The sequence below is a fragment of the Thalassotalea montiporae genome (assembly GCF_053485855.1).
In genome coordinates this window covers 150,760-171,911 of the sequence record NZ_JBQRUO010000002.1, presented here as the reverse complement: position 1 = coordinate 171,911, position 21,152 = coordinate 150,760, and the positions used below count along the sequence as shown (strand labels likewise).

Annotated in this window: 18 protein-coding genes; all 18 read left to right on the top strand. The window is 43.4% G+C overall.

The features are described from left to right. The first annotated feature begins 10 nt into the window (after positions 1-10). The 18 genes from mshL (at position 11) to rng (ending at position 21,070) form a co-directional block, all read left to right on the top strand. Complete coding sequence (gene mshL / locus ACSLUR_RS07380; protein ID WP_448553224.1) at positions 11-1,669, top strand: pilus (MSHA type) biogenesis protein MshL; 1,659 nt, start codon at positions 11-13, stop codon at positions 1,667-1,669. 52 nt (positions 1,670-1,721) lie between these two features. Beyond that, positions 1,722-2,660 (top strand): ExeA family protein, encoded by a 939-nt coding sequence (locus tag ACSLUR_RS07375; RefSeq protein ID WP_116016948.1) that lies wholly within the window; start codon positions 1,722-1,724, stop codon positions 2,658-2,660. Next, positions 2,657-3,952 carry a tetratricopeptide repeat protein gene (locus tag ACSLUR_RS07370; protein WP_448553221.1) on the top strand — a complete coding sequence of 432 codons (1,296 nt, stop codon included), beginning with the start codon at positions 2,657-2,659 and terminating at the stop codon, positions 3,950-3,952. Before ACSLUR_RS07375 ends, ACSLUR_RS07370 begins: the two co-directional genes overlap by 4 nt. A 3-nt stretch (positions 3,953-3,955) precedes the next feature. After that, positions 3,956-5,668, top strand: a complete 1,713-nt coding sequence (locus ACSLUR_RS07365) for a GspE/PulE family protein (protein ID WP_448553219.1) — start codon at positions 3,956-3,958, stop codon at positions 5,666-5,668. A gap of 8 nt (positions 5,669-5,676) precedes the next feature. Then, positions 5,677-6,912: a type II secretion system F family protein gene (locus ACSLUR_RS07360; protein WP_448553217.1), complete on the top strand. Its 1,236-nt coding sequence runs from the start codon at positions 5,677-5,679 to the stop codon at positions 6,910-6,912. Further along, complete coding sequence (locus ACSLUR_RS07355) at positions 6,912-7,403, top strand: hypothetical protein (protein WP_448553215.1); 492 nt, start codon at positions 6,912-6,914, stop codon at positions 7,401-7,403. The genes ACSLUR_RS07360 and ACSLUR_RS07355 overlap by 1 nt, the downstream gene beginning before the upstream one ends. A 122-nt stretch (positions 7,404-7,525) precedes the next feature. Continuing rightward, positions 7,526-8,161 (top strand): type II secretion system protein, encoded by a 636-nt coding sequence (locus ACSLUR_RS07350; protein ID WP_448553213.1) that lies wholly within the window; start codon positions 7,526-7,528, stop codon positions 8,159-8,161. A gap of 50 nt (positions 8,162-8,211) precedes the next feature. Further along, positions 8,212-8,727, top strand: a complete 516-nt coding sequence (locus ACSLUR_RS07345) for a prepilin-type N-terminal cleavage/methylation domain-containing protein (protein WP_448553211.1) — start codon at positions 8,212-8,214, stop codon at positions 8,725-8,727. Between the two features lie 194 nt (positions 8,728-8,921). Continuing rightward, positions 8,922-9,485 carry a type IV pilin protein gene (locus ACSLUR_RS07340; protein WP_448553209.1) on the top strand — a complete coding sequence of 188 codons (564 nt, stop codon included), beginning with the start codon at positions 8,922-8,924 and terminating at the stop codon, positions 9,483-9,485. Continuing rightward, positions 9,475-10,128 (top strand): prepilin-type N-terminal cleavage/methylation domain-containing protein, encoded by a 654-nt coding sequence (locus tag ACSLUR_RS07335; RefSeq protein ID WP_448553207.1) that lies wholly within the window; start codon positions 9,475-9,477, stop codon positions 10,126-10,128. Before ACSLUR_RS07340 ends, ACSLUR_RS07335 begins: the two co-directional genes overlap by 11 nt. Next, the gene (locus ACSLUR_RS07330) at positions 10,128-10,934 is read left to right on the top strand and encodes a PilW family protein (RefSeq protein ID WP_448553205.1); all 807 of its coding nucleotides are present in this window, start codon (positions 10,128-10,130) and stop codon (positions 10,932-10,934) included. Before ACSLUR_RS07335 ends, ACSLUR_RS07330 begins: the two co-directional genes overlap by 1 nt. Continuing rightward, positions 10,924-11,424: a hypothetical protein gene (locus ACSLUR_RS07325; RefSeq protein WP_448553203.1), complete on the top strand. Its 501-nt coding sequence runs from the start codon at positions 10,924-10,926 to the stop codon at positions 11,422-11,424. The genes ACSLUR_RS07330 and ACSLUR_RS07325 overlap by 11 nt, the downstream gene beginning before the upstream one ends. Then, positions 11,424-15,785, top strand: a complete 4,362-nt coding sequence (locus ACSLUR_RS07320; RefSeq protein ID WP_448553201.1) for a LamG-like jellyroll fold domain-containing protein — start codon at positions 11,424-11,426, stop codon at positions 15,783-15,785. Before ACSLUR_RS07325 ends, ACSLUR_RS07320 begins: the two co-directional genes overlap by 1 nt. A 483-nt stretch (positions 15,786-16,268) precedes the next feature. Next, positions 16,269-17,312 (top strand): rod shape-determining protein, encoded by a 1,044-nt coding sequence (locus ACSLUR_RS07315; RefSeq protein ID WP_116001432.1) that lies wholly within the window; start codon positions 16,269-16,271, stop codon positions 17,310-17,312. A 102-nt stretch (positions 17,313-17,414) separates the two neighbouring features. Next, positions 17,415-18,365 (top strand): rod shape-determining protein MreC, encoded by a 951-nt coding sequence (mreC, locus tag ACSLUR_RS07310; RefSeq protein ID WP_448553199.1) that lies wholly within the window; start codon positions 17,415-17,417, stop codon positions 18,363-18,365. Then, positions 18,352-18,831, top strand: coding sequence for a rod shape-determining protein MreD (gene mreD, locus ACSLUR_RS07305; protein WP_116001428.1), 480 nt, complete (start codon positions 18,352-18,354; stop codon positions 18,829-18,831). Before mreC ends, mreD begins: the two co-directional genes overlap by 14 nt. Before the next feature lie 9 nt (positions 18,832-18,840). Continuing rightward, entirely contained in the window at positions 18,841-19,446 is a 606-nt protein-coding gene (locus tag ACSLUR_RS07300; RefSeq protein WP_448553196.1) for a Maf family protein, read from the top strand. Positions 19,447-19,603: 157 nt separating this feature from the next. Continuing rightward, positions 19,604-21,070 (top strand): ribonuclease G, encoded by a 1,467-nt coding sequence (gene rng / locus ACSLUR_RS07295; RefSeq protein ID WP_116001424.1) that lies wholly within the window; start codon positions 19,604-19,606, stop codon positions 21,068-21,070. The last annotated feature ends 82 nt before the right edge of the window (positions 21,071-21,152 follow it).

Sequence of the window (21,152 nt, the reverse complement as noted above, 5' to 3'; positions counted from 1 at the left end):
AGAAGTTATTATGAAAAAGTCTCCCATTTATCTGTTTGTAACAAGCTCATTAATTGCCTTAGCTGGCTGTACTTCGGTTCCAGATAAACCGACATTTATTGAGCAAGAGCTCGACAAAGCCATGGCAGATAAATCTGCTGCTGATAAACGCAAGCCATTGACTCAATTGCCAAATGCGGTTCAGCAAGAATTAATGCAGCAAACCATGAACAATGCCAAAGAATCATTGTTAGCCGAAAAGCGTTTAGATATTGCCGCCGTTGATGTTGACGCCAAAGCCTTTTTTGCCGCTTTAGTGGAAGATTCAAACTATAGCGCAGCGGTGCATCCTGAAGTCGCTGGCAATATCACGTTGAACCTTAAAGATGTCACTATTGATGAGGCCTTAGTTGTATTGCAAGACCTTTATGGCTTCGACATTAAGCGCTTTGGCAAAGTAATTCAGGTATACCCAGCAGGAATGCGCACTGAAACGATCCCATTGAATTACCTGTTCGTTAAGCGTTATGGCACTTCGAGCACCAGTATTAACTCTGGTGGCGTTTCTGAAAACGATCCAGACAGTGGCAACAACAGTAACAGTAGCTTCAACAATAGCGGTAGCAACAATAACAGTAATAACCGCTCAAGCAATAACAACCAAAACGGCAGCAGTGGTATCAACCTATACACTGAGAACGAATCTGATTTTTGGACAGAATTAAAAGATACATTGGAATCACTTGTCGGCACAGAAGATGGCCGTTCTGTTATTGTTTCTCCGCAGGCAGGTTTGGTCACTGTGCGAGCCTTTCCTGGCGAAATTAAATCAGTTAAGAAGTTTATCGACGATACGCAAAAACACTTGCGTCGCCAAGTCATCATTGAAGCGAAAATCATGGAAGTTACCTTGAATGATGATTATCAACAAGGTATTCGCTGGGACAATGTCTTAAGTCATGTTGAAAGCACTGATCTAAACTTCTCAACGACAGGCAATATTGCTGGCAATACCATTTCGTCAGCGTTGGGGGGCACGACTTCAATTAGCTTTTTAAATGCTGATTTTTCAGGAGTTATTGAGCTGCTCCAAACGCAAGGTAATGTGCAGGTGTTATCAAGCCCAAGAATTACCGCAACTAATAATCAAAAAGCGGTGATTAAAGTTGGTGAAGATGAGTATTTTGTCACTGATGTCTCAAGTACAACAACAACGGGTACATCAACAACGGTTACGCCAGAAATTGACCTAACACCATTCTTCTCAGGTATTGCTTTAGATGTAACGCCACAAATTGATGCCAATGGCGAAGTGATTTTGCATGTTCACCCGTCGGTAACTTTGACGCAAGAGCAGCTAAAAACAGTGACCATCAACCAAGAAGATGTTGTACTGCCGCTGGCACAAAGTAGTGTTCGTGAGTCAGATACAATTATTAGAGCTCAATCGGGTGAAATCGTTGTCATTGGCGGCTTGATAGAAACCCGAAAAGTCGATTTAGAGTCGAAAACCCCATTACTAGGCGATATTCCACTGATGGGCGAGTTGTTTAAGAGCAAATCGCAATCAACTCAGAAGAAAGAACTCGTGATCATGCTCAAGCCTGTAGTGATTGGTCAAGATACTTGGCAAGATCAGCTGCAAGAAGCACGCGCCTTATTGAAGCAGTGGTTTCCTGAAAGCGAATAATAATGTTGGCAGTTTGCTGCCAACATTAACCTAAATAGTAATTTGGCGAGCAATGTACCTTTATCATTATGGGTTAAGAGAGTTACCTTTTACGCTAACCCCTAATACCAACTTTTATCTTGGGCTAGCGCCGCATAACGAGGCGCTTGCGGTATTGCTTACTGCGCTAAAAACAGGCGAAGGCTTCCTGAAAGTCATTGGTGAGGTAGGCACAGGAAAAACCCTACTGTGTCGTAAATTGCTCAACGATATTCCTGACCATTTTGTTACTGCCTATATTCCAAACCCCTACTTGAGCCCTGATGAACTGCGCCGAGCAGTAGCGGTTGAGCTGGGTGTTAAACAAGCACAACGTATGTCAGTACAGCTGCTAACACAGCGTATTCAAACTCGGCTGCTGGAATTGCATAGCAAAGGCCACTCTGTGGTGTTAATTGTTGATGAAGCCCAAGCGTTGCCAGAAGAAAGTCTGGAAGCGTTGCGTTTGTTTACTAATCTAGAAACAGAAAGCCGAAAGTTACTGCAAGTCGTAATGTTTGCGCAACCAGAGCTGGATGCACGTTTAGCCGAGCAACATTTTAGGCAGTTGCGACAGCGCATCACTTTTTCTTATCAGCTAAGGCCGATGACGGCTGAAGAGGTTGAGCATTATATTAGCCATCGCCTGAACATCGCTGGCTACAAAGGTGCAGCATTATTTTCAAGCAAACTTTGCCAAAAATTAACTAAGACGAGTAAGGGTATTCCTCGTTTGGTCAATGTTCTTTGCCATAAAATGTTGATGCTTGGTTATGGTGAAGGGCAATATGAGTTAACCCAAAAGCACTTAGCGTTAGCGGCTAAAGATACTGAAGATACTGCGCCTGTCGGCAGTATAAGCGGCTTTTGGTCAAAACTAACGGTCGGTAATCTCGCGATTGCTCTCATTATTATTTTGCTTGTGTTGTTTGGTGCCACTTGGCCATTTTTACCTGTTGGAGAATTCATGTGAGCGTCATTAATCAAATGCTCCAAGACCTAGAGAAGCGAAATACACCGGCAGGAGATGAATCCGTAACTTCATCTGTCGTTGTGAGTGCGCCGCAAAAATCCCATGTGCTTCCTATTGTGTTATCTGTGTTTATCACAGCAATTATTGCCGCGGCACTTTGGCTTTACCATGAAAATCAGTCGTTAAAGCAGCAAACATCGCCTCAAGCTAGAGCCCATGTCGCTCAGCAAGATGTTATAACTCAAGCAGATACCAATGCTAAAAGCAGCACAAATAGCCAATCAACAGCTTTACCTATGGCTGATGTTGAGCAAGTGCCCAATTTAAATGGCACTAAAAAAGACGCTAAAAAAGATAGCGAACAAACAGACATTCAAGCTGATGTTAAAGCGAAGCAAACAATACCTAGTGCGGAGCCTGTGACTCAGTCGCTGGAACCACAACAAAACCAATTAGCAGAGGTGCAACAGCATCGCTCGAATACACAAGTCCAAGAAGAGGTATTGAAAGGCGCTGAATTAAATCAGCCAAAAGCGCAATCTGCTTTGTTGTCGCAATCAACACAGGCATCTATTGAGCAAGAACCTGTTAAGCAAGAACCTAAACCTGCGCCACTAAACACTAAGCCCTTAACCACTAAGCCTTCATTGACGATTGCTCGAAAACAGTTAACTTCTGCCCAGCTTGCAGTTCAAAAAGTGAATCAAGCAGAGCGCGCTATGGCTGAAAAAGAAGGGCAAAAAGCTGAGCAATTGTTGCAAGACGCCTTACTGCTTGCTCCAGAAAGTAAAAATGCGAGAAAGCAACTGGCGGCGATTTGGTTTGCCAGAGGGGCGAATCAAGCCGCGATGAATCTGCTTAATCAAGGAATTAGCTTATCGCCCAACGAACCAGATTTTCGTTTAATGAAGGCTAAAATACTGCTGAAAAACTACCAGCAAAGCCAATCTCAAAGTGCCGCCCAGTTATCAGCACAAACATCACCGCAATTGGCACAAGCCTTTGAAACCTTAGTGGCATTAGCTAATGTGCCGCAGGTTGAATATCAATCGATGTTGGCGACGGTTGCGCAGCAATATCAACAATTATCAGCCGCCGTTAGCGCATACCAGCAGTTGGTGCTACTGCAACCTAACCAAGCTAAGTGGCACTTGGGGCTAGCAATTGCATTTGATCAAAGCAGCCAATTTAATGATGCTTTGAATGCATACCAGCAGGCACTAGCGGTTGGTGGATTGTCTTTGCAAACCCAGCAGTTTGCTCAGCAACGAATGACAGAATTAGGAGAATAGACGATGGCTGCACCAAAGTTAAAAATGCGTCTGGGTGACTTATTGGTTCACGAAGGCATTATCAGTAATGATCAGCTAATGCAGGCACTGAATAGCCAAAAAACCTCTGGTCGAAAACTTGGTGATGTGTTGATCGAGTTAGGTTATATCAGCGAACGTCAATTACTGGAATTTTTAGCGCAGCAGCTGGATGTACCATTTATGGACATTAGCCAACTGCGTGTGCCGGGCGAAGTGGCTAAGCTATTGCCAAAAGTTCATGCCCGCCGCTTGCGTGCACTTGTGATGGAAGATCGCGGTGACAGCGTGCTGATTGGTATGAGCGATCCTGCCGACTTAAACGCACTTGATCAGCTAGAGCAAATGCTTGCCCCAAAACGCATTCAACTTGCGGTGGTGATGGAGTCGCAGCTATTTGAATCGTTCGACAGCCTCTATCGTCGTACCGCTGAGATTGAATCGTTTGCCAGCCAACTAGAGCAAGAGTACGAGCAAACCTCTGATTTTGATATGTCATCCACCTTTGATGATGGTGGTGATGCAACAGTAGGCAAATTATTGCAATCGGTATTTGAAGACGCTGTGCAAATGCGCGCTTCTGATATTCACATTGAACCAGATGAGAAGCAACTTCGCATTCGCCAGCGTATTGACGGCGTGCTGCAAGAGAACATTCTTAATGAGAACAAAATTGCTGCCGCTTTGGTATTGCGGTTAAAGCTGATGGCTGGGCTAGATATTTCTGAAAAGCGTTTACCGCAAGATGGTCGCTTTAATTTGCAAGTGAAAGGCCACAACGTTGATGTGCGGATGTCGACCATGCCAGTGCAGTATGGTGAGTCTGTGGTGATGCGTTTGCTTGATCAATCCGCGGGCATTTTATCGCTTGATGAAACCGGTATGCCACCTGAATTGGTGCAGCGTTTACGCCATCAAATAAGTCGCCCACATGGCATGGTGTTAGTGACCGGCCCAACGGGTAGCGGTAAAACAACTACGCTTTACGGCGCGCTAAGCGAATTAAACCAATCGTCGAAGAAAATTATTACCGCAGAAGACCCGGTTGAATATCGTTTACCGCGTATTAACCAAGTGCAAGTAAGTAGTAAAATTGACCTAACATTCTCTAGTGTACTGCGCACAGCATTGCGACAAGATCCCGACATTATTATGGTGGGTGAGATGCGAGACAGTGAAACCGTAGAAATTGGTCTTCGAGGCGCATTAACAGGTCACTTGGTATTATCAACCCTGCATACCAATGATGCGATTACCAGTGCACTGCGTTTGATTGATATGGGCGCAGCAGGTTTCTTAGTGGGGAGTTCATTGCGTGCTGTCATTGCCCAGCGCTTAGTACGAAGAATTTGTGAAAACTGCACTGAAGACTACCGTCCAGATGCACAGGAAAAAATGTGGCTAAATAACCTAACCGGATTAGATTGCGATAGCATATCTTTTAAACATGGCAGAGGCTGCCAATCGTGCCAGTATACTGGCTACCGTGGTCGTATCGGTGTGTTTGAGTTACTAGAAATGAACGAGCCAATGATGGCCGCGTTAAAACGAGAAGACACCGAAGCATTTACTGAACAAGCGAAACGCCACCCAACATTTAAACCGCTTGCTAAAGCCGCTTTTGATTATGCCGTTGAAGGTATAACCAGTGTTGAAGAAGTGCTAAGGTTAGTCGAAACCGTAGACGTGGCGGGTTAATCTAAATCATGGCAATGTTTAACTATATCGGGCGTGATGCGCAAGGTAGTCAAGTAAAAGGCTCATTAGAAGCAACCACTGCTAATGCTGTGGCTGAGCTATTAGCGCGTCAGCAAATTACGCCTGTATCGATTGAACAAGGGAAAGAAAACCAGCAAGTATCGACGGGAAATATTGATATTGGCGAGCTATTGGGCTTTTCGCCAGTAGCATTGGATGATCTGATAGTACTGTGTCGCCAAATGTACGCATTAATGCGCTCTGGCGTTCCTATTTTGCGAGCCATTAATGGTTTAGCAGAATCCAGTGCATCACCAAAGCTGCGCAAAGTACTCGCTGAAGTTGCCAGCCAGCTTGAGGGCGGTTATGCATTGTCTTCTGCGCTTAATCAGCATCCAAGGGTTTTCTCCTCTTTGTTTATTTCGATTATTCATGTGGGTGAAAATACCGGTCAATTAGATGGTTCATTTTTAAAATTAGCGACCTACTTTGAACGCGAACAAGAAACGCGAAAAAGAATAAAGTCAGCGTTGCGCTACCCTAGTTTTGTGGTTGCAGCGGTTGTTATCGCCATTGTCATCCTCAACATTTTTGTTATTCCAACCTTTGCAAATATGTTTTCCCGCTTAGGTGCAGACTTACCATTTGCCACTAAATTATTGATCAATAGTTCAAACTTCTTCCTTGATTATTGGCCTCATATGTTAGCTGGCTTGATTGCCGCTATTATCGGTATACGCGCATATGTGAAAACGGAAGCAGGACGCTATCAATGGGATAAACGCAAACTAAAAATTCCTGTTGTTGGTAGCATCATTGAGCGTTCAATTTTGTCGCGTTTTACCCATAGCTTCGCAATAGTACTTAAAGCCGGTGTGCCGATGACTTCTGGCCTAAGCTTAGTCGCTGATGCCGTTGATAACGATTATATGCGCGATAAAATTATCAAAATGCGCCAAGGTATTGAAAGTGGTGAAAGCCTGTTACGCACGTCACTCACTAGCACTTTATTCACACCACTAGTATTACAAATGGTGGCGGTTGGGGAAGAAACGGGCCGCGTTGATGAACTGCTTGAAGAAGTGGGTGATTATTATGAACGCGAAGTTGATTATGATTTAAGTACACTAACAGCGCGAATTGAACCTATCTTATTGGTGATTGTTGCGGCAATGGTACTGGTACTCGCACTTGGTATATTTACGCCAATGTGGGATATGGCTTCGGCATTTCAAGGTAAGTAATGCTTAAGCAAGTAGTGGCAGAGCACAAAGAGCGAACCGTGCTTGAGTTAATTATTATTGGCGTGTTGATTACCTTGCTAATGGCGAATTTTTTATACGCTTTCTTTAAGCAAGAAAGCTCAATTGAGGAGGCGGGTTTTCGTGCCTTGGCGAATCGCTTTACCACCAAAGTCAATGCGATTCATGGTCAATGGTTGATGGATGGCCGCCCACAGGTTATCGAGTTGCGCGATAATTTAGGACAAACCAATAAAGTAAAGGTTAATCAATTTGGTTGGCCAGATGGTATAAACTGCGAAGCTATTTGGCAGTTGGTACTGGATATGCCGCTGGAATTGCTAAATCAGCCTATTTCAGTATTAGAGCTTAACACTCAGTCGGTAGCAGTAGAAAATAATGATAACTTGAGCATAGATAAAGTTTGTCGATATTATTTTACCCAAGGGCAATATTTTGATTATCAGCGACATAGCGGTAAAGTACTGCTATAACCTAATACAAGCTGGTATGTATTTTTGTGCTGAAAATGACCTAAAGTTAGGCCAAAAGTCAGTGACTTATGTAACAATTCATTGCTAGAATCTAGCAATATGTGGAATTTACGGGTGTACCCATGAAAAAACAATCAGGTTTTACTTTAATCGAATTGGTTATTGTGGTCGTTATATTGGGCTTTTTAGCCGTTACTGCTATTCCAAAGTTTTTAGACTTAACCGACCAAGCTAAGCAAGCGAATATTGAAGGTATGGCAGGTGGTTTTGCTACTGCGGTATCACTCGTAAGAGCGCAATGGGAAGCGGAAGGGCGCCCAGAGAGCAGTATCAACAATGCTACGGTTAACTCAGTCAACTATGATGGCGTTAATCTTGTATTAACAACTCCTGCGGCCAACCAGACGAACGTTAGACCAGGCTATGTTACAGGTCTGACGGATGGTGCGACATTAGGCGCAGCTTTTGACGTGAGCAATTGTGTACAAATTTGGCAGAATATTTTACAGCAACCTCCGGTCATAGAATCAACCATTGGCGAATTAAATAACAATAGTGGTGCAAGCTACTTAGCAACTATTATTGCCAATCAACCGCCAGCCAGCTCTAATATTTGTGCTTTTTACTTGAAAGAGTCACTCAATCAAGATGCTAACGGTAACTTTATTGCGCCAACAGCAGGGGCAGCAACTGGCACGGGTAATTTATTTACCTACAATCCTGCGAACAGCTCCGTAGTTGTTTATATTAACAACTAATATAGTTTTAAGATAAAAACGTTAATTATTAATAAATAAAGAGTCGTATTATGAATACATTACAGAAGCAAAAAGGTTTTACCTTAATTGAACTCGTCGTTGTAATTGTTATTTTAGGTATTTTAGCTGCTACTGCAGCGCCTAGATTTATTGATCTGCAAGATGACGCGCGAACTGGTACTTTGAACGCAGTTAAAGCATCAATGGAGAGTGCCTCAACTTTGGTTCATAGTAAGTCTTTAATTGTTGGCAACCAAAACGCGGATGGTGATGTTCAAAGTAACAAGCCAACAGTTAGCGTAAACGGTGCAGACGTTGATATCTCTTTTGGTTACCCTCGTTCAGATGACACAGGTGAATGGACTACGAGCTTACTTGATATAGATGTTTCTAGTGATGGTGATTTTAATATTGCTATCGTAGCAAGTAGCATTGTTGTTTACCCGAAAGGCGTAACGCTGCCAACATCTTTAACGAGCAGCGCGAATAATAACTGCTTTGCTTATTACACAGAAGTTGGCGCTGTAAACGGCACGCCTGATATTGAAGTAGTTGACTGTTTGTAATTTAATAAGCTGAATACAACAAAAAAGAGGGCTCATTAGCCCTCTTTTTTTATCTGATATTTAGCAGTCTTGGTACTAGTTAAGCAATTTGGACTATTGAACTGTTAACAGTATACTAATCAATAGTATAAATACGTTAATCGAACGTTGTTTATCACTCAAGTTTGTCGCATGAGTAAGGAAAGGTAGCAGGCGTGGACAATAATTCGTTGAAAATAACTAACTGCGCTAGACGAGAGACACTCTCTTTCGATAAACCTGCATTGCCTAAAAGTTTCAGCTCACTTAACACTCAATTGGGTTTTACACTGCTAGAGTTGATTGTCACTATTATTATTATCGGCGTATTAGCTGTCACTATTCTCCCTCGCTTTACTGGCTCTGATGGCTTTGAAGAATATAGCTATCGCACCCAAGCTATCGCAATACTGCGTAATGCTCAGCAACGCGCGATGAATCAAGATGCCAGTGCATGTAATCGCATTCTGATTGACAGCACGCGTTTAGGTATTCCGGATAATGCTAATTGTAATGGCTTTACGAGTGATTTTGGCGATCGCGACAATGACTTTACCCGCTTAACAGAGCTAAATACTGCTAATTCAGGTGTGACGATTTCAACGACAGCATCAGCTAATACCATCATTTTTGATCAAATGGGCAGGCCAAGTTGTGGCAACAATTGTGCTATCCAAATAACGGGTGATGAACCGCTTCGTATTGTAATTGAATCACAGGGGTTTATTCATGCGGACTAACAAGTCTGGTATGCGCATTCAATCAATTAACCGGGTACAACAATGCCAATATTCGCACAATCTAGGCTTTACCCTAATTGAGCTGATAATAGGTATTGTAGTCTTGTCGATTTCTTTCTCCGTGATCACTAGTTTGGTGATGCCAGCAACCGTGCAAAGTGCCAACCAGCTTCAACAAGTGCGAGCAGCAGAGCTTGCTCAAACGGTGATGAATGATATCTTAGCGCGATCATTTGATGAAAACTCAGATCATGCAGGTGGTATTGCGCGATGTGGTGAGCCAAGCAGTAACCCTTGTACAGCGCATAATTTGCTAGTCTCTGGAAACACTGGTGATCTCGTAAGTAATGACGGTGAAAGTAATAGAACACTCTACGACGACGTTGATGACTATCTTTGTATTAACAAAGCGGATCCTGAAAACCCCGAAGGCCTAGATTGTGCTGATTTAAGTAAATGGGGTAATACATCGTTTGCCAACGATCTATATACTGGTTTTCGACTAATTGTCGATGTGTTTTATGATGGCGATTATGACGGTGTTGATGATGGTCGAATCGCTAATGCGAAATTAATTGAACTGCGCGTTATTCCACCAGACGGCGATGCCATAGTCGTTACAAGTTACAAGGTAAACTTCTAATGCTGAGCCGTAGACGTGGTTTTACCTTGATTGAAATGGTCATGGTAATCGTATTATTAGGTATTACTTCTGTTGGTATTGGCAGTTTTATTCGCCTTGGTAGCCAAGCCTATGCTGAAGTTTCTGCGCGTGATGAGTTAATTGCTAGCGCGCGCTTTGCCGTTGAGCGATTAAATCGGGAATTGCGACAGGCTTTGCCAAACAGTATTCGAACTAACTTTACCAGCGTGAGTGCGCAATGTGTTGAGTTTATGCCGATTGTGGCGAGCACTATTTACCAAGATATTCCGGTAGCGCCAGAGCCCGCTAGTGATACCCTAAGCATTATCAACTTTAGCGGCGCTAACAATGTAAATAACAATCACAGTGTTGCTGTCTATCCGATAAATGAAATCGACTTGTATGCCAGTAATACTGATTATATTTATCCTGTCGATAATGTGAATATTTCAGCAAATGCTGATACAGGTACAGTTGAGCTTGATGTCCCGTTAAATGTTCACTTTGCTGAAGATTCACCAACACAGCGGTTATATTTTATTAGTCAACCCATAAGGTATTGTGTTGAGAACACAGAGCTTTACCGCTATGAGCAGGTCAACAATGTGCAAAATCGCGTATTAATGGCAGAAAACTTACAAATACCGAATAACAACCCTAGTGATGCCATTCCTGACTACGCACCATTTGAATTAGCAACGGCATCTCAATTTCGAAATGCAATTACACGTGCGGAGCTCAGGTTTATCCGCGGCGACGAACAAGTGATCTTTAACAATGAAGTGCAGGTGTTGAATGTACCTTAACTATCGCTTAATCCGTCAAAGAAATTCAGAATATTCCCTTAATAAAGCCAAAGTTAAACAGCATGGTAGTTCACTTATTTTAGCGATTTTTGTGTTAGTGGTTATGTTGTTACTGGGTACAGCACTAACACGCATGCTAGCAACATCTTCTCAATCAGTTGCGTATGAAGTGTTAGGGACTCGCGCATACCAAGCTGCCAATGTGGGCGCACAACAGCGTTTATCAATGATTTTCCCTGTATCTTCAGGCACCCAACGTTGTGGTGTGCCAGATCCTGTAAGCAACCGAAGCAGCGACAATACTATTCCAAGCGTGCTTAATAGTTTGAGCGGTGTAGATGGTTTAAATGGCTGTCGTGTTAGTGCACTTAGCTGTAATGATTTTGTTGTTGATGGGGTCACTTATTATCGAATCACGGCAAGTGGGCAATGCACTGCTGGTGAAGTTCAAACCCTAAGAACCATTGAAGTAGAAGCGAGAAGTTTGTAATGCGTTATTGTTTCTGGTTATTCACCTTGCTACTGAGCTTAGTGTCCAATTCTGCCAAAGCTGCCATTACTTGCGATGCAGCAGATAGCTTTGAACAGGTCACATTTGACAATTTTAGCAGTGATCAAGGGCTATGGAGTCGAGTTGACTTTAATCGCACGGTAAGTAACTGGCCGAACGATTCAATTCTCAACACCGGCAATGGACGAGAGTCGCTAACGTTTAATATTCGCAGTAACCGTTTAAATATTCAGGGCAACGACAACGAATTTGGTATGGTTGCTTATGACTTTGGCTCATTAGGTACCGATTTTGCGCGCCAGTTTAGTATCACTACCAATATCACCTCTAATGCTTCCCGCCCAACAAACAACGACTTAGGTATTGTTTTTGGTTATCAAGACGAGCGCAACTATTACCTAGCGCGTTGGACAAAAATAGGTACTAGCTACCGAAATAACACGTCATTTCCTGGTACGTACCGACAACTTGATTTAGTGAAAGTTGCTGGTGGTGTTCCAACCCTGCTCGATAGTGCGCCTAGCACAGGAACAAGTGCAGGAAACAATTTCACCATGAAAGTGGTGGTGACTGGGGATGGTACAGGCGTGTGTTTGGGCAATGCAGGGGGCAATAATATGTCGCTTGTATTGTCATCAAATGAGATTCCATCGTTACAAACAACAGGCCTTTACTCCTACGATAACGACAATGACGTTCGTTATGACAATTTTGAAGTGCGCTGTGATGACTGTGTACGATTGTTAGCAAACTATCGTATGGATGAACAAAGTTGGAATGGCATTTCGGGAGAAGTAGCCGATCAAACGGGTAACTTTAGCGCAACCGCTATTAATGGCGCGGTTACCAGTGAGCTCCTGCCAGCATTAGCGGGTGATCCTGGTACATGTCGCTATGGCAGTTTTGATGGGGTAAATGATTACGTAGAGTTACCCAGTAATTTTGATAATTTGCAAGGCAGTTTTACGATTACTGCATGGATAAACCCTAGTAACTTGGATCGCGGCTCTCGCATCTTTATTGATGATGAAAATAACTCAGATAGAGGCTATGGTTTTAGCCTTGGCGACCCTGGCAATGGCCGTTTAAGATTCTATTCTCGTGGCGTAAATCCCATTAGTGTTGATACAGCGAGCTCAATTCCAGCCAATACTTGGACATTCGTTGCTGCAGTGCACGATAGTGCAAATAAAACTCGTCAGATTTATGTGAATGGGGTCGCCCAACAAATAACTGGTGGCAGCACCATTAATACCTACACAGGTAATTGGGGTACAGCATCCGGCCCAGCCTCAATTGGTGGTGAAACAGATGGCGGTGAAACGGCCAATCGCTTTACCGGTGATATGGATGAAGTCAGAGTGTATCGCGGCGCGTTATCTGGCGCACAAATCAACAATATTTTTCAAGAAAGGCACCCATGTCCAACTAGTAGCTTACTCGCTCATTACACCTTTGAACAAAGTGATATCTCGAGCCAAATTGATGACATGAGTGGCGGCAATAATCACGCAACCAACATTGGTGGCCTATTAGATACCGATAGCAAATTTTGTCGTGGCTTTGACTCGGCTGGTGAAAACGCAAGTACGGCGATTAGCAATGCCTTTCGTTCATCACTAGATATCGACGAAGACGTTGGCGCGCGCGGTACCATCAGTTTTTGGTTCAATAGTGATATCAACTGGAATGCGGGTAGAGAGCGCGTGCTATTTGATGCCTCATGTAATGGCAACCCTAATTGCGGGTCAGCGCGAGACAAGTATTTTGTTTTAGAAATTGCCGCTAATGGTCGCTTAAAGTTCAGTTTTGAAGACTCCAGAGATAGAGACTTTTCATTTCAGGAATCAAGCTCCAGTTCTCGGACAGCAGATACTTGGTATTATGTGACAGCGACCTGGAACTATCCTGATGACAGATTTGAGCTCTACGTTGATGGTAACTTGCGTGCGGGTTTAAATTTTAATACCAATGGTCAAATGAGCGACCTCAATCAAATTGTCTTCGGTGACAATGCGTCGAATTATGCGCGTGGCGATGCAAGTAATTTCCCATCAACGCGATCTTCGCAAGGCCGTTTTGACGAAGTCAAAATTTACAATAAGGTGCTCACTCAAGCAGAAATTCAAGCGGATATGTTGGTGGGTACCGATTGCGTGGATGACAAGCGTGTTTTCCAAATTCGCCATGACGGATTGGGGCTAACCTGTGAACCAGAGGCGATCCAAATTGTTGCCTGTACTAATGGCGATTGCACCAATATCGATAGCGCCATCACCACAGATGTCACTTTAGCAATTAACGGTGGCCTAACCCGTACGATATCACTTACTAATGGTCAAAGCCCTGCCTTAAATAATGCTAATCGCGCCGAGATAAATTACAACCAAGCAGGCAATGCAACGCTCAGTTTAAATTTAGGTGCAGACAATACTTTTGAGTGCGGTGATTTAGGTGGCAATACCCAAAGCTGTGATATCGCTTTTGCAACGGCTGGGTTCGTTTTTGATGGGGTTAAAAATGGCACCGCAGGGTTACCAATACAAAATGTGACGATAGAAGCAAAGCAAGACAATGGTAGTGGCCAGTGTCAAACCTTATTCGCTAATCAAAATAGAAGTGTTGACTTAGCGTTGCGCTACCTTACACCGAACAATCAGGGAAGCAACCCATACACTATTGGCGGCAAGGTCATACCTGATATCAGCAGTGGCTATGAAGATGTAAACCTTAGCTTTGACGCAAATGGCAAAGCAACCTTACCTAGTAATATTCATAACGATGCTGGCCAAGTGCAATTAGCAGCAAGGTATATACAGCCTGCCAGTTTACCAACGCAACCGGGCTTTACCTTATTGGGCAACTCTGGAGCTTTTTGGGTTAAACCGCATTACATCAATATCTTGGTCGAGAAAAACGATGGTAGTGCCTTAGATGGTACTACTGCCGATTCACTAATCAGGCATGTTGCGAGCACGCCTTTTAAAGTTACGTTTGAGGCTGTCAATTACGGCGGTTCGACGACCATTAATTATCAACCGAGTAATTTACAAATAAACTTACAGAGAACAGGCCCAACTGATGCTGCCGCAGTAGAAGGTATTTTAAACCTTCCTGCTTTGGCTGACATAACTTCTGGGACGCCAGCTAATGTCACTAATTCTGTTGCTCAACCGCTGTTTTCCGCAGGAAAATACGAAACATCATTAGCAAAATACAGCGAAGTTGGTTTAGTAACACTTGATGTTTCTGATACCAACTTTGGCGATCAAACCCCCGCACTTATTGTTGATGGTGGGTTGTGGAATGCGAACAGCCTCAGCGAAACAACTGCCATAGATATTGGTCGTTTTATTCCTGCCTATTTTATTCAAACCGTGAAAGTAGATGCTAATGCTATACCTGCAATTGACAATCATGGAACCTTGACGTCAGTAGAGCCACAAGTGAACTGGGTGTATTCAGGTCAAGAAGATGCCAGTGGAGACGGCAGTATTAGATACCAGCAGCAGCCTACAATTACTATTACCGCTTACAACAGTGATGACCAAGTGACGCAAAATTATATCGGCGACTTTATGCGCTTACCGCAGTCAAAAATTACCATTGAGTTACCAACTGAAGATAGTAAAAATGGTAAACTAAGTAATACTAAATTGGCGATATCAAAGGCAGAGATTATTACCAATAATCAGCTATTTGCTCGAATTGAAAAGGGTGAAGTTGATTATGAACTCAGTACAATGGATAACTTTGCGTATGCTCACGAAGAGAATGCTGAAATCCCGCCATTTGAGCCAGAATTTACTATGACTGTAACCCGAATTGAAGATGATGATGGCGTTACGGCGAATAGTAGGCAAAGCATCACACCAAAACCGTTTGTGAATAGCTCAAACGAAACATTCAACGTTAGGTTTGGCCGTTTGGTTATTGATAATAGCTTTGGGCCTGAAACAAGCAATCTAAGACAGAATATTTACGTTGAATTTCTTAACGATAGTAATGTCTACCAATTGAATACTGATGATAGTTTCACAGTGCTAGAACTTACTGACTTGTCGCTTTCTAATATTGATATACCAAGTTTGCCAAGCCCTGCGACTAGTGTTGAGTCATTATCAACGCTCACATTGAGTGGCGGTGAATTTACAGATTTTTCACTTCTTGCCCCTGGCGTAAATAATCAGGGGCAAACTAATGTGATTTATGAAAGCCCTGCATGGTTGAAATATGATTGGGACGAAACACTCATACATGATGACAACGCCTCAGCGATTGCCACCTTTGGCCGTTATCGCGGTAACGATCGCATAATCTACTGGCGAGAAGTTAATTAACCTCAGCTCTGGATAACTAATGTGCTTCTAGCGGTTATCTTTACTGCTACCAGCGTTAAATTTACTTGCAATAGACTAGCTATTGACGCGCAAATTTGCCTTGATATCAGCAAAAATCTCTCGCTAGAAGACAGCGATCAACATAAGCATTTGAAATGATTTGTTATTCACTATTTCTTACCCAAACCTGAGGTTAATTAGCAAGTACTAACTATGCTTTGGTGAGGATAATTAGCTGCCTTTTTTCGTTTGTGGCAGCTGATTGAGCCGGTAGATTTTTGTCAATTGCATTTTCTGTGCTGTTTTTTTAACCGCTTGATCTCCAATATGAAAAAAAACTTGCCATTCAGCGTGATTTTTTGCGAATCAGTGCACACATCAGATAAATACTGGGTTATGATAGCTCGATCAAAAAATCAGAAATGATAAGCACATTCACGTTGCTGCGGCCAATCAGTAACAGTTATAGGGTATTGCGTTCATATGTTTAAGAAATTGCGCGGAATGTTTTCTAACGATTTATCAATCGATTTAGGAACAGCGAACACATTAATTTATGTAAAAGATCAAGGGATTGTACTTAATGAACCGTCAGTAGTGGCGATTCGACAAGACCGTGCAGGTGGCTCTAAAAGTGTTGCTGCCGTAGGTTTAGCAGCCAAGCAAATGCTAGGCCGTACACCTGGTAATATTGAAGCAATTCGCCCAATGAAAGATGGCGTTATCGCCAACTTCTTCGTCACTGAAAAAATGCTACAACACTTTATTAAACAAGTGCATAGCAATAACTTTTTACGCCCAAGCCCGCGTGTTTTAATTTGTGTACCATGTGGTTCTACCCAAGTAGAACGCCGTGCTATTCGCGAATCTGCGCTGGGTGCTGGATCACGTGAAGTTTACTTAATTGATGAGCCGATGGCTGCCGCAATTGGCGCTGGCTTACCAGTATCAGAAGCCACCGGCTCGATGGTTGTTGATATTGGTGGTGGTACCACTGAAGTTGGTATTATCTCGTTAAATGGTGTGGTTTACTCATCTTCTGTTCGCATTGGTGGTGACAAGTTTGATGAAGCGATTATCAACTACGTACGTCGCAACTTCGGCAGCTTAATTGGTGAAGCAACGGCAGAGCGTATCAAGCACGAAATTGGTTCAGCATACCCTGGTGAAGAACTGATTGAGATTGAAGTACGAGGTCGTAATTTGGCAGAAGGTGTACCGCGCAGCTTTACACTTAATAGCAATGAAATTCTTGAAGCACTACAAGAGCCATTAACGGGCATTGTCAGTGCAATTATGGTGGCGCTAGAGCAATCTCCACCAGAGCTGGCGTCAGATATTTCTGAACGCGGTATGGTGCTAACTGGCGGTGGTGCATTACTGAAAGACTTAGATCGTTTGCTAATGGAAGAAACGGGCATTCCAGTAGTGGTTGCCGAAGATCCATTAACTTGTGTTGCACGCGGTGGCGGTAAAGCGATTGAAATGATCGATATGCACGGCGGCGACCTTTTTTCGTATGAATAGCTTTCGTATGAGTAACGCGTATACAAATAGTTTTCTTAGCAAAAACTGATAGAGTGCCAGCGCCGCTGGCATTTTTTCCTTTAACCTGCACTTGGGTTAGTCATGAATCCAATCTTTAAACATGGCCCTTCTCTTCAACACCGTCTTGCACTGGTCATGATCGTGTCTGCCTTGTTAATTTTCTTTGATCACAAAATGCAAAGCTTTGATAGCGCACGTGGCTATTTACAGTCGGTGGTAAGCCCGTTGCAATATATGGCGAATACGCCAAAAGAACTAATGACATGGACAGCGGAAAACTTAGTCACTCGCCAGCAACTGATTGAAGAAAATGAGGCGCTAAAAGTTAACGAGTTGAACTTTCAACAGCAACTGATGGAATTAGCCATTGTGAAGCAAGAAAATGAACGGTTACGCTCGCTGCTTGCTTCGCCTTTGCGCACTGAAACTAAAAAAATGGTTGCCGAAATACTGTCAGTAGATAGCGACCCCTACTCGCATCAAATTGTGATTAACCGCGGTGCTAACGATGGTGTTTATGAAGGCCAACCCGTGCTCGATGAACAAGGTATTGTTGGTCAAATACTGCACGTGGGTACGACCACCAGCCGAGTGATTTTAATTACCGACTTAACGCATGCTGTACCTGTGCGGGTAAGCCGCAACGGTACGCGTATTATCGCTAATGGCTCAGGACAAATAGATCGCTTGTCACATGCACATGTACCCCATAGTGCCGACATACAAACCGGCGATTTGTTAGTAACGTCTGGTTTGGGTGGCAAATACCCTGAAGGTTACCCAGTATCGAATGTGATCATGGTGCGCAAAGACGAGTCTCGCCCATTCGCTCAAGTTTACAGTAAGCCTGTCGCACAAATTGATAAATTGCGATATTTGCTACTGCTGTGGCCTGAGCAACCAGCCAGTATTTTTGCGCCAAAGCAGTTAAACAAGCAGTCAAGCAATCAGCCGTCAAATAGCCAGTCGAGCACGCAATCAACAGGCTCAACCAATAATCGTGCACAGGAGGCAGCCAATGCTAGCCAATAACGGCATTATTATTGTACTAAGTTTGCTACTGGCATTAATTGCTAGCATAGTGCCGATGCCGCATAGTGTCGATGCGTTTCGCCCAGATTGGGTGCTGGTTGTACTTATTTACTGGAGTTTAGCGCTGCCAAATCGCGTGAGCGTTTTTACCGCTTGGGTGATGGGTTTTCTATTAGATGTATTGCTTGGGTCTACACTTGGCGTGCATGCAGGCGCTATGGCCTTGTCTGTTTACATTGCCGCGGTTAACTTTCAAAAGATACGTAACTTTTCATTATGGCAGCAAGCACTAATCGTTGGTGTGTTAGCTGCGCTTTACCACTTGCTCGTATTCTGGATGCAGCGAGTGTTAACCGATGTGGTGTTCTTACCAAGCTATTTATATCCTGTGATGAGCTCGGTTATTCTATGGCCTTGGGCTTTCTTACTGCTGCGTAAAGTACGTCGCCATTTTAAAATTTCTTAGTTAGTGAACATGACCCAACCGGAACTTATTCTTGCCTCACAATCACCACGCCGTAAGGCGCTGTTAAGTCAGTTGGGTTATCAATTTAGCTGCCTACCTGCTGATATCGACGAGTCTGTGCTAGCCGATGAAAGTGCGAGTGATTATGTACACCGTTTAGCTATTGCGAAAGCGCAAACAGCACTTGCTGCCGCCCAAGAAAAACAACTTAGCCAAGGCGAGTTAGTTGTCTTGGGCAGTGATACTACTGTGGTATTCGATAATCATATTTTAGGAAAGCCGGAGAGCTTTGAGGATTTTGTCAGCATGATGACTATGCTCTCTGGAGAGCGGCATCAAGTGCTAACTTCAATTGCCGCGGTAAGTGAAACCGAGGTTCAAGCACAAGTTATTGTTACCGATGTGTGGTTTAAACAGCTATCCTCAAAAGAGATTAGCGATTATTGGCAAACGGGTGAACCACAAGATAAAGCGGGTGGCTACGGCATCCAAGGCATTGGTGGGCAGTTTGTCAGTAAGCTTGATGGCAGCTTTTTTGCTGTGGTTGGTTTACCGCTTTATGAAACGTCATTATTGCTCAATAAGTTTGGCATTACTGGGCATGTGTCGCCATAGTGAATTAGTGTGTCACCATGGTGAGTGGGTGAGGCGGCTTTAAGTAGGCAAGTGGATTAGAAGTAATAACCAATAAATTATTGTTAGTAACCGTTGAGTGTTGTCTTTTTACAACAAGGGTTAGCTAAAGGATTGGTATAGAAGAGAGGAGTGGTACATGAGTGGTGAATTACTGGTTAATATTACCCCAAGCGAAACACGCGTTGCATTAATTGAAAACGGTGTACTGCAGGAGCTGCACGTTGAGCGTGAGGCCAAGCGTGGCCTAGTGGGGAATATTTATCTAGGTAAAATTATTCGTGTCTTACCCGGCATGCAAGCGGCATTTGTTGATATTAATTTAGACAAAGCTGCGTTTTTACATGCTTCTGATATTCATTCTAAGCTCATGCTTAATGACGATGGCAAAGAGCCTGAACAAGTGCCTGATATCCGCACACTTGTTCACGAAGGCCAGTACCTGATGGTACAAGTCGTCAAAGATCCACTAGGCACTAAGGGTGCTCGCCTAACCACAGATATTACCATTGCTTCTCGTTACCTAGTATTAATGCCAAATGCCAGCCATGCCGGAATATCACAACGCATTGAAGATGTTAGCGAACGTAATCGCCTAAAAGATATTGTAGTACCTTATTGTGATGATAAGCACGGCTTTATCGTTCGCACCGCTGCAGAAGGTGCCGGTGAATTAGAACTTAAGCATGACGCAGAATTTTTACGTCGCGTTTGGGCGAAAGTCAGTGAACGAAAACAACGTAAGCAAATTAACGCGCCTATTTATCAAGACTTGTCGTTGGCATTTCGCGTGCTGCGTGACTTTTTTGGCACTGAGCTTGAACGCATTCGCATTGACTCAAAGCTCACTTATGATCAGTTAATGGAGTTCACCCAAGAATTTGTGCCTAACTTAGCGCACGTGCTTGAGTACTACCCAGGTGAGCGACCGATATTCGACTTGTTCGATGTTGAAGCCGAAATCCAAAGGGCGCTAGAGCGTAAAATCATGCTCAAATCTGGTGGCTATTTGATTATTGATCAAACCGAGGCAATGACCACGATAGATATCAACACTGGGGCTTATGTTGGGCATCGCAATCTCGAAGAAACAATTTTTAGTACCAATGTGGAAGCCACGCAAGCGATTGCTCGCCAGCTAAGGCTGCGAAATTTAGGCGGCATTATTATTATCGACTTTATCGATATGGTCAGTGAAGATCATCGACGCCGTGTTTTACATAGCCTTGAAATGGCCATGGCAAAAGACAAAGTGAAATTTAGCATTCACGGCTTTTCGTCACTCGGTTTAGTGGAAATGACGCGCAAGCGCACACGAGAAAGTTTAGAGCATATTTTGTGTGGTGAATGTCCCTCGTGCCAAGGGAAAGGAACGTTAAAGACGGTTGAGACGGTCTGTTTTGAAATACTACGTGAAATTGTTCGTGTTAATCGTGCTTATGATGCTGATCAGTTCATTGTTTATGCATCCACTGCGGTAAGTGAGTCTTTACTTAATGACGAGTACCACAACCTAGCAGAGCTTGAAGTCTTTATCGGCAAGCTAATTAAGGTTCAAACAGAACCAATGTACAATCAAGAACAGTTTGACGTTGTCATGGTCTAAAGCCTAAAACTGGCGTGCGGCTAAAACTCGCTTACAAAGTAACGCTTGGCAAATGCCAAATGGTATGAAAGCCTCAATAGCA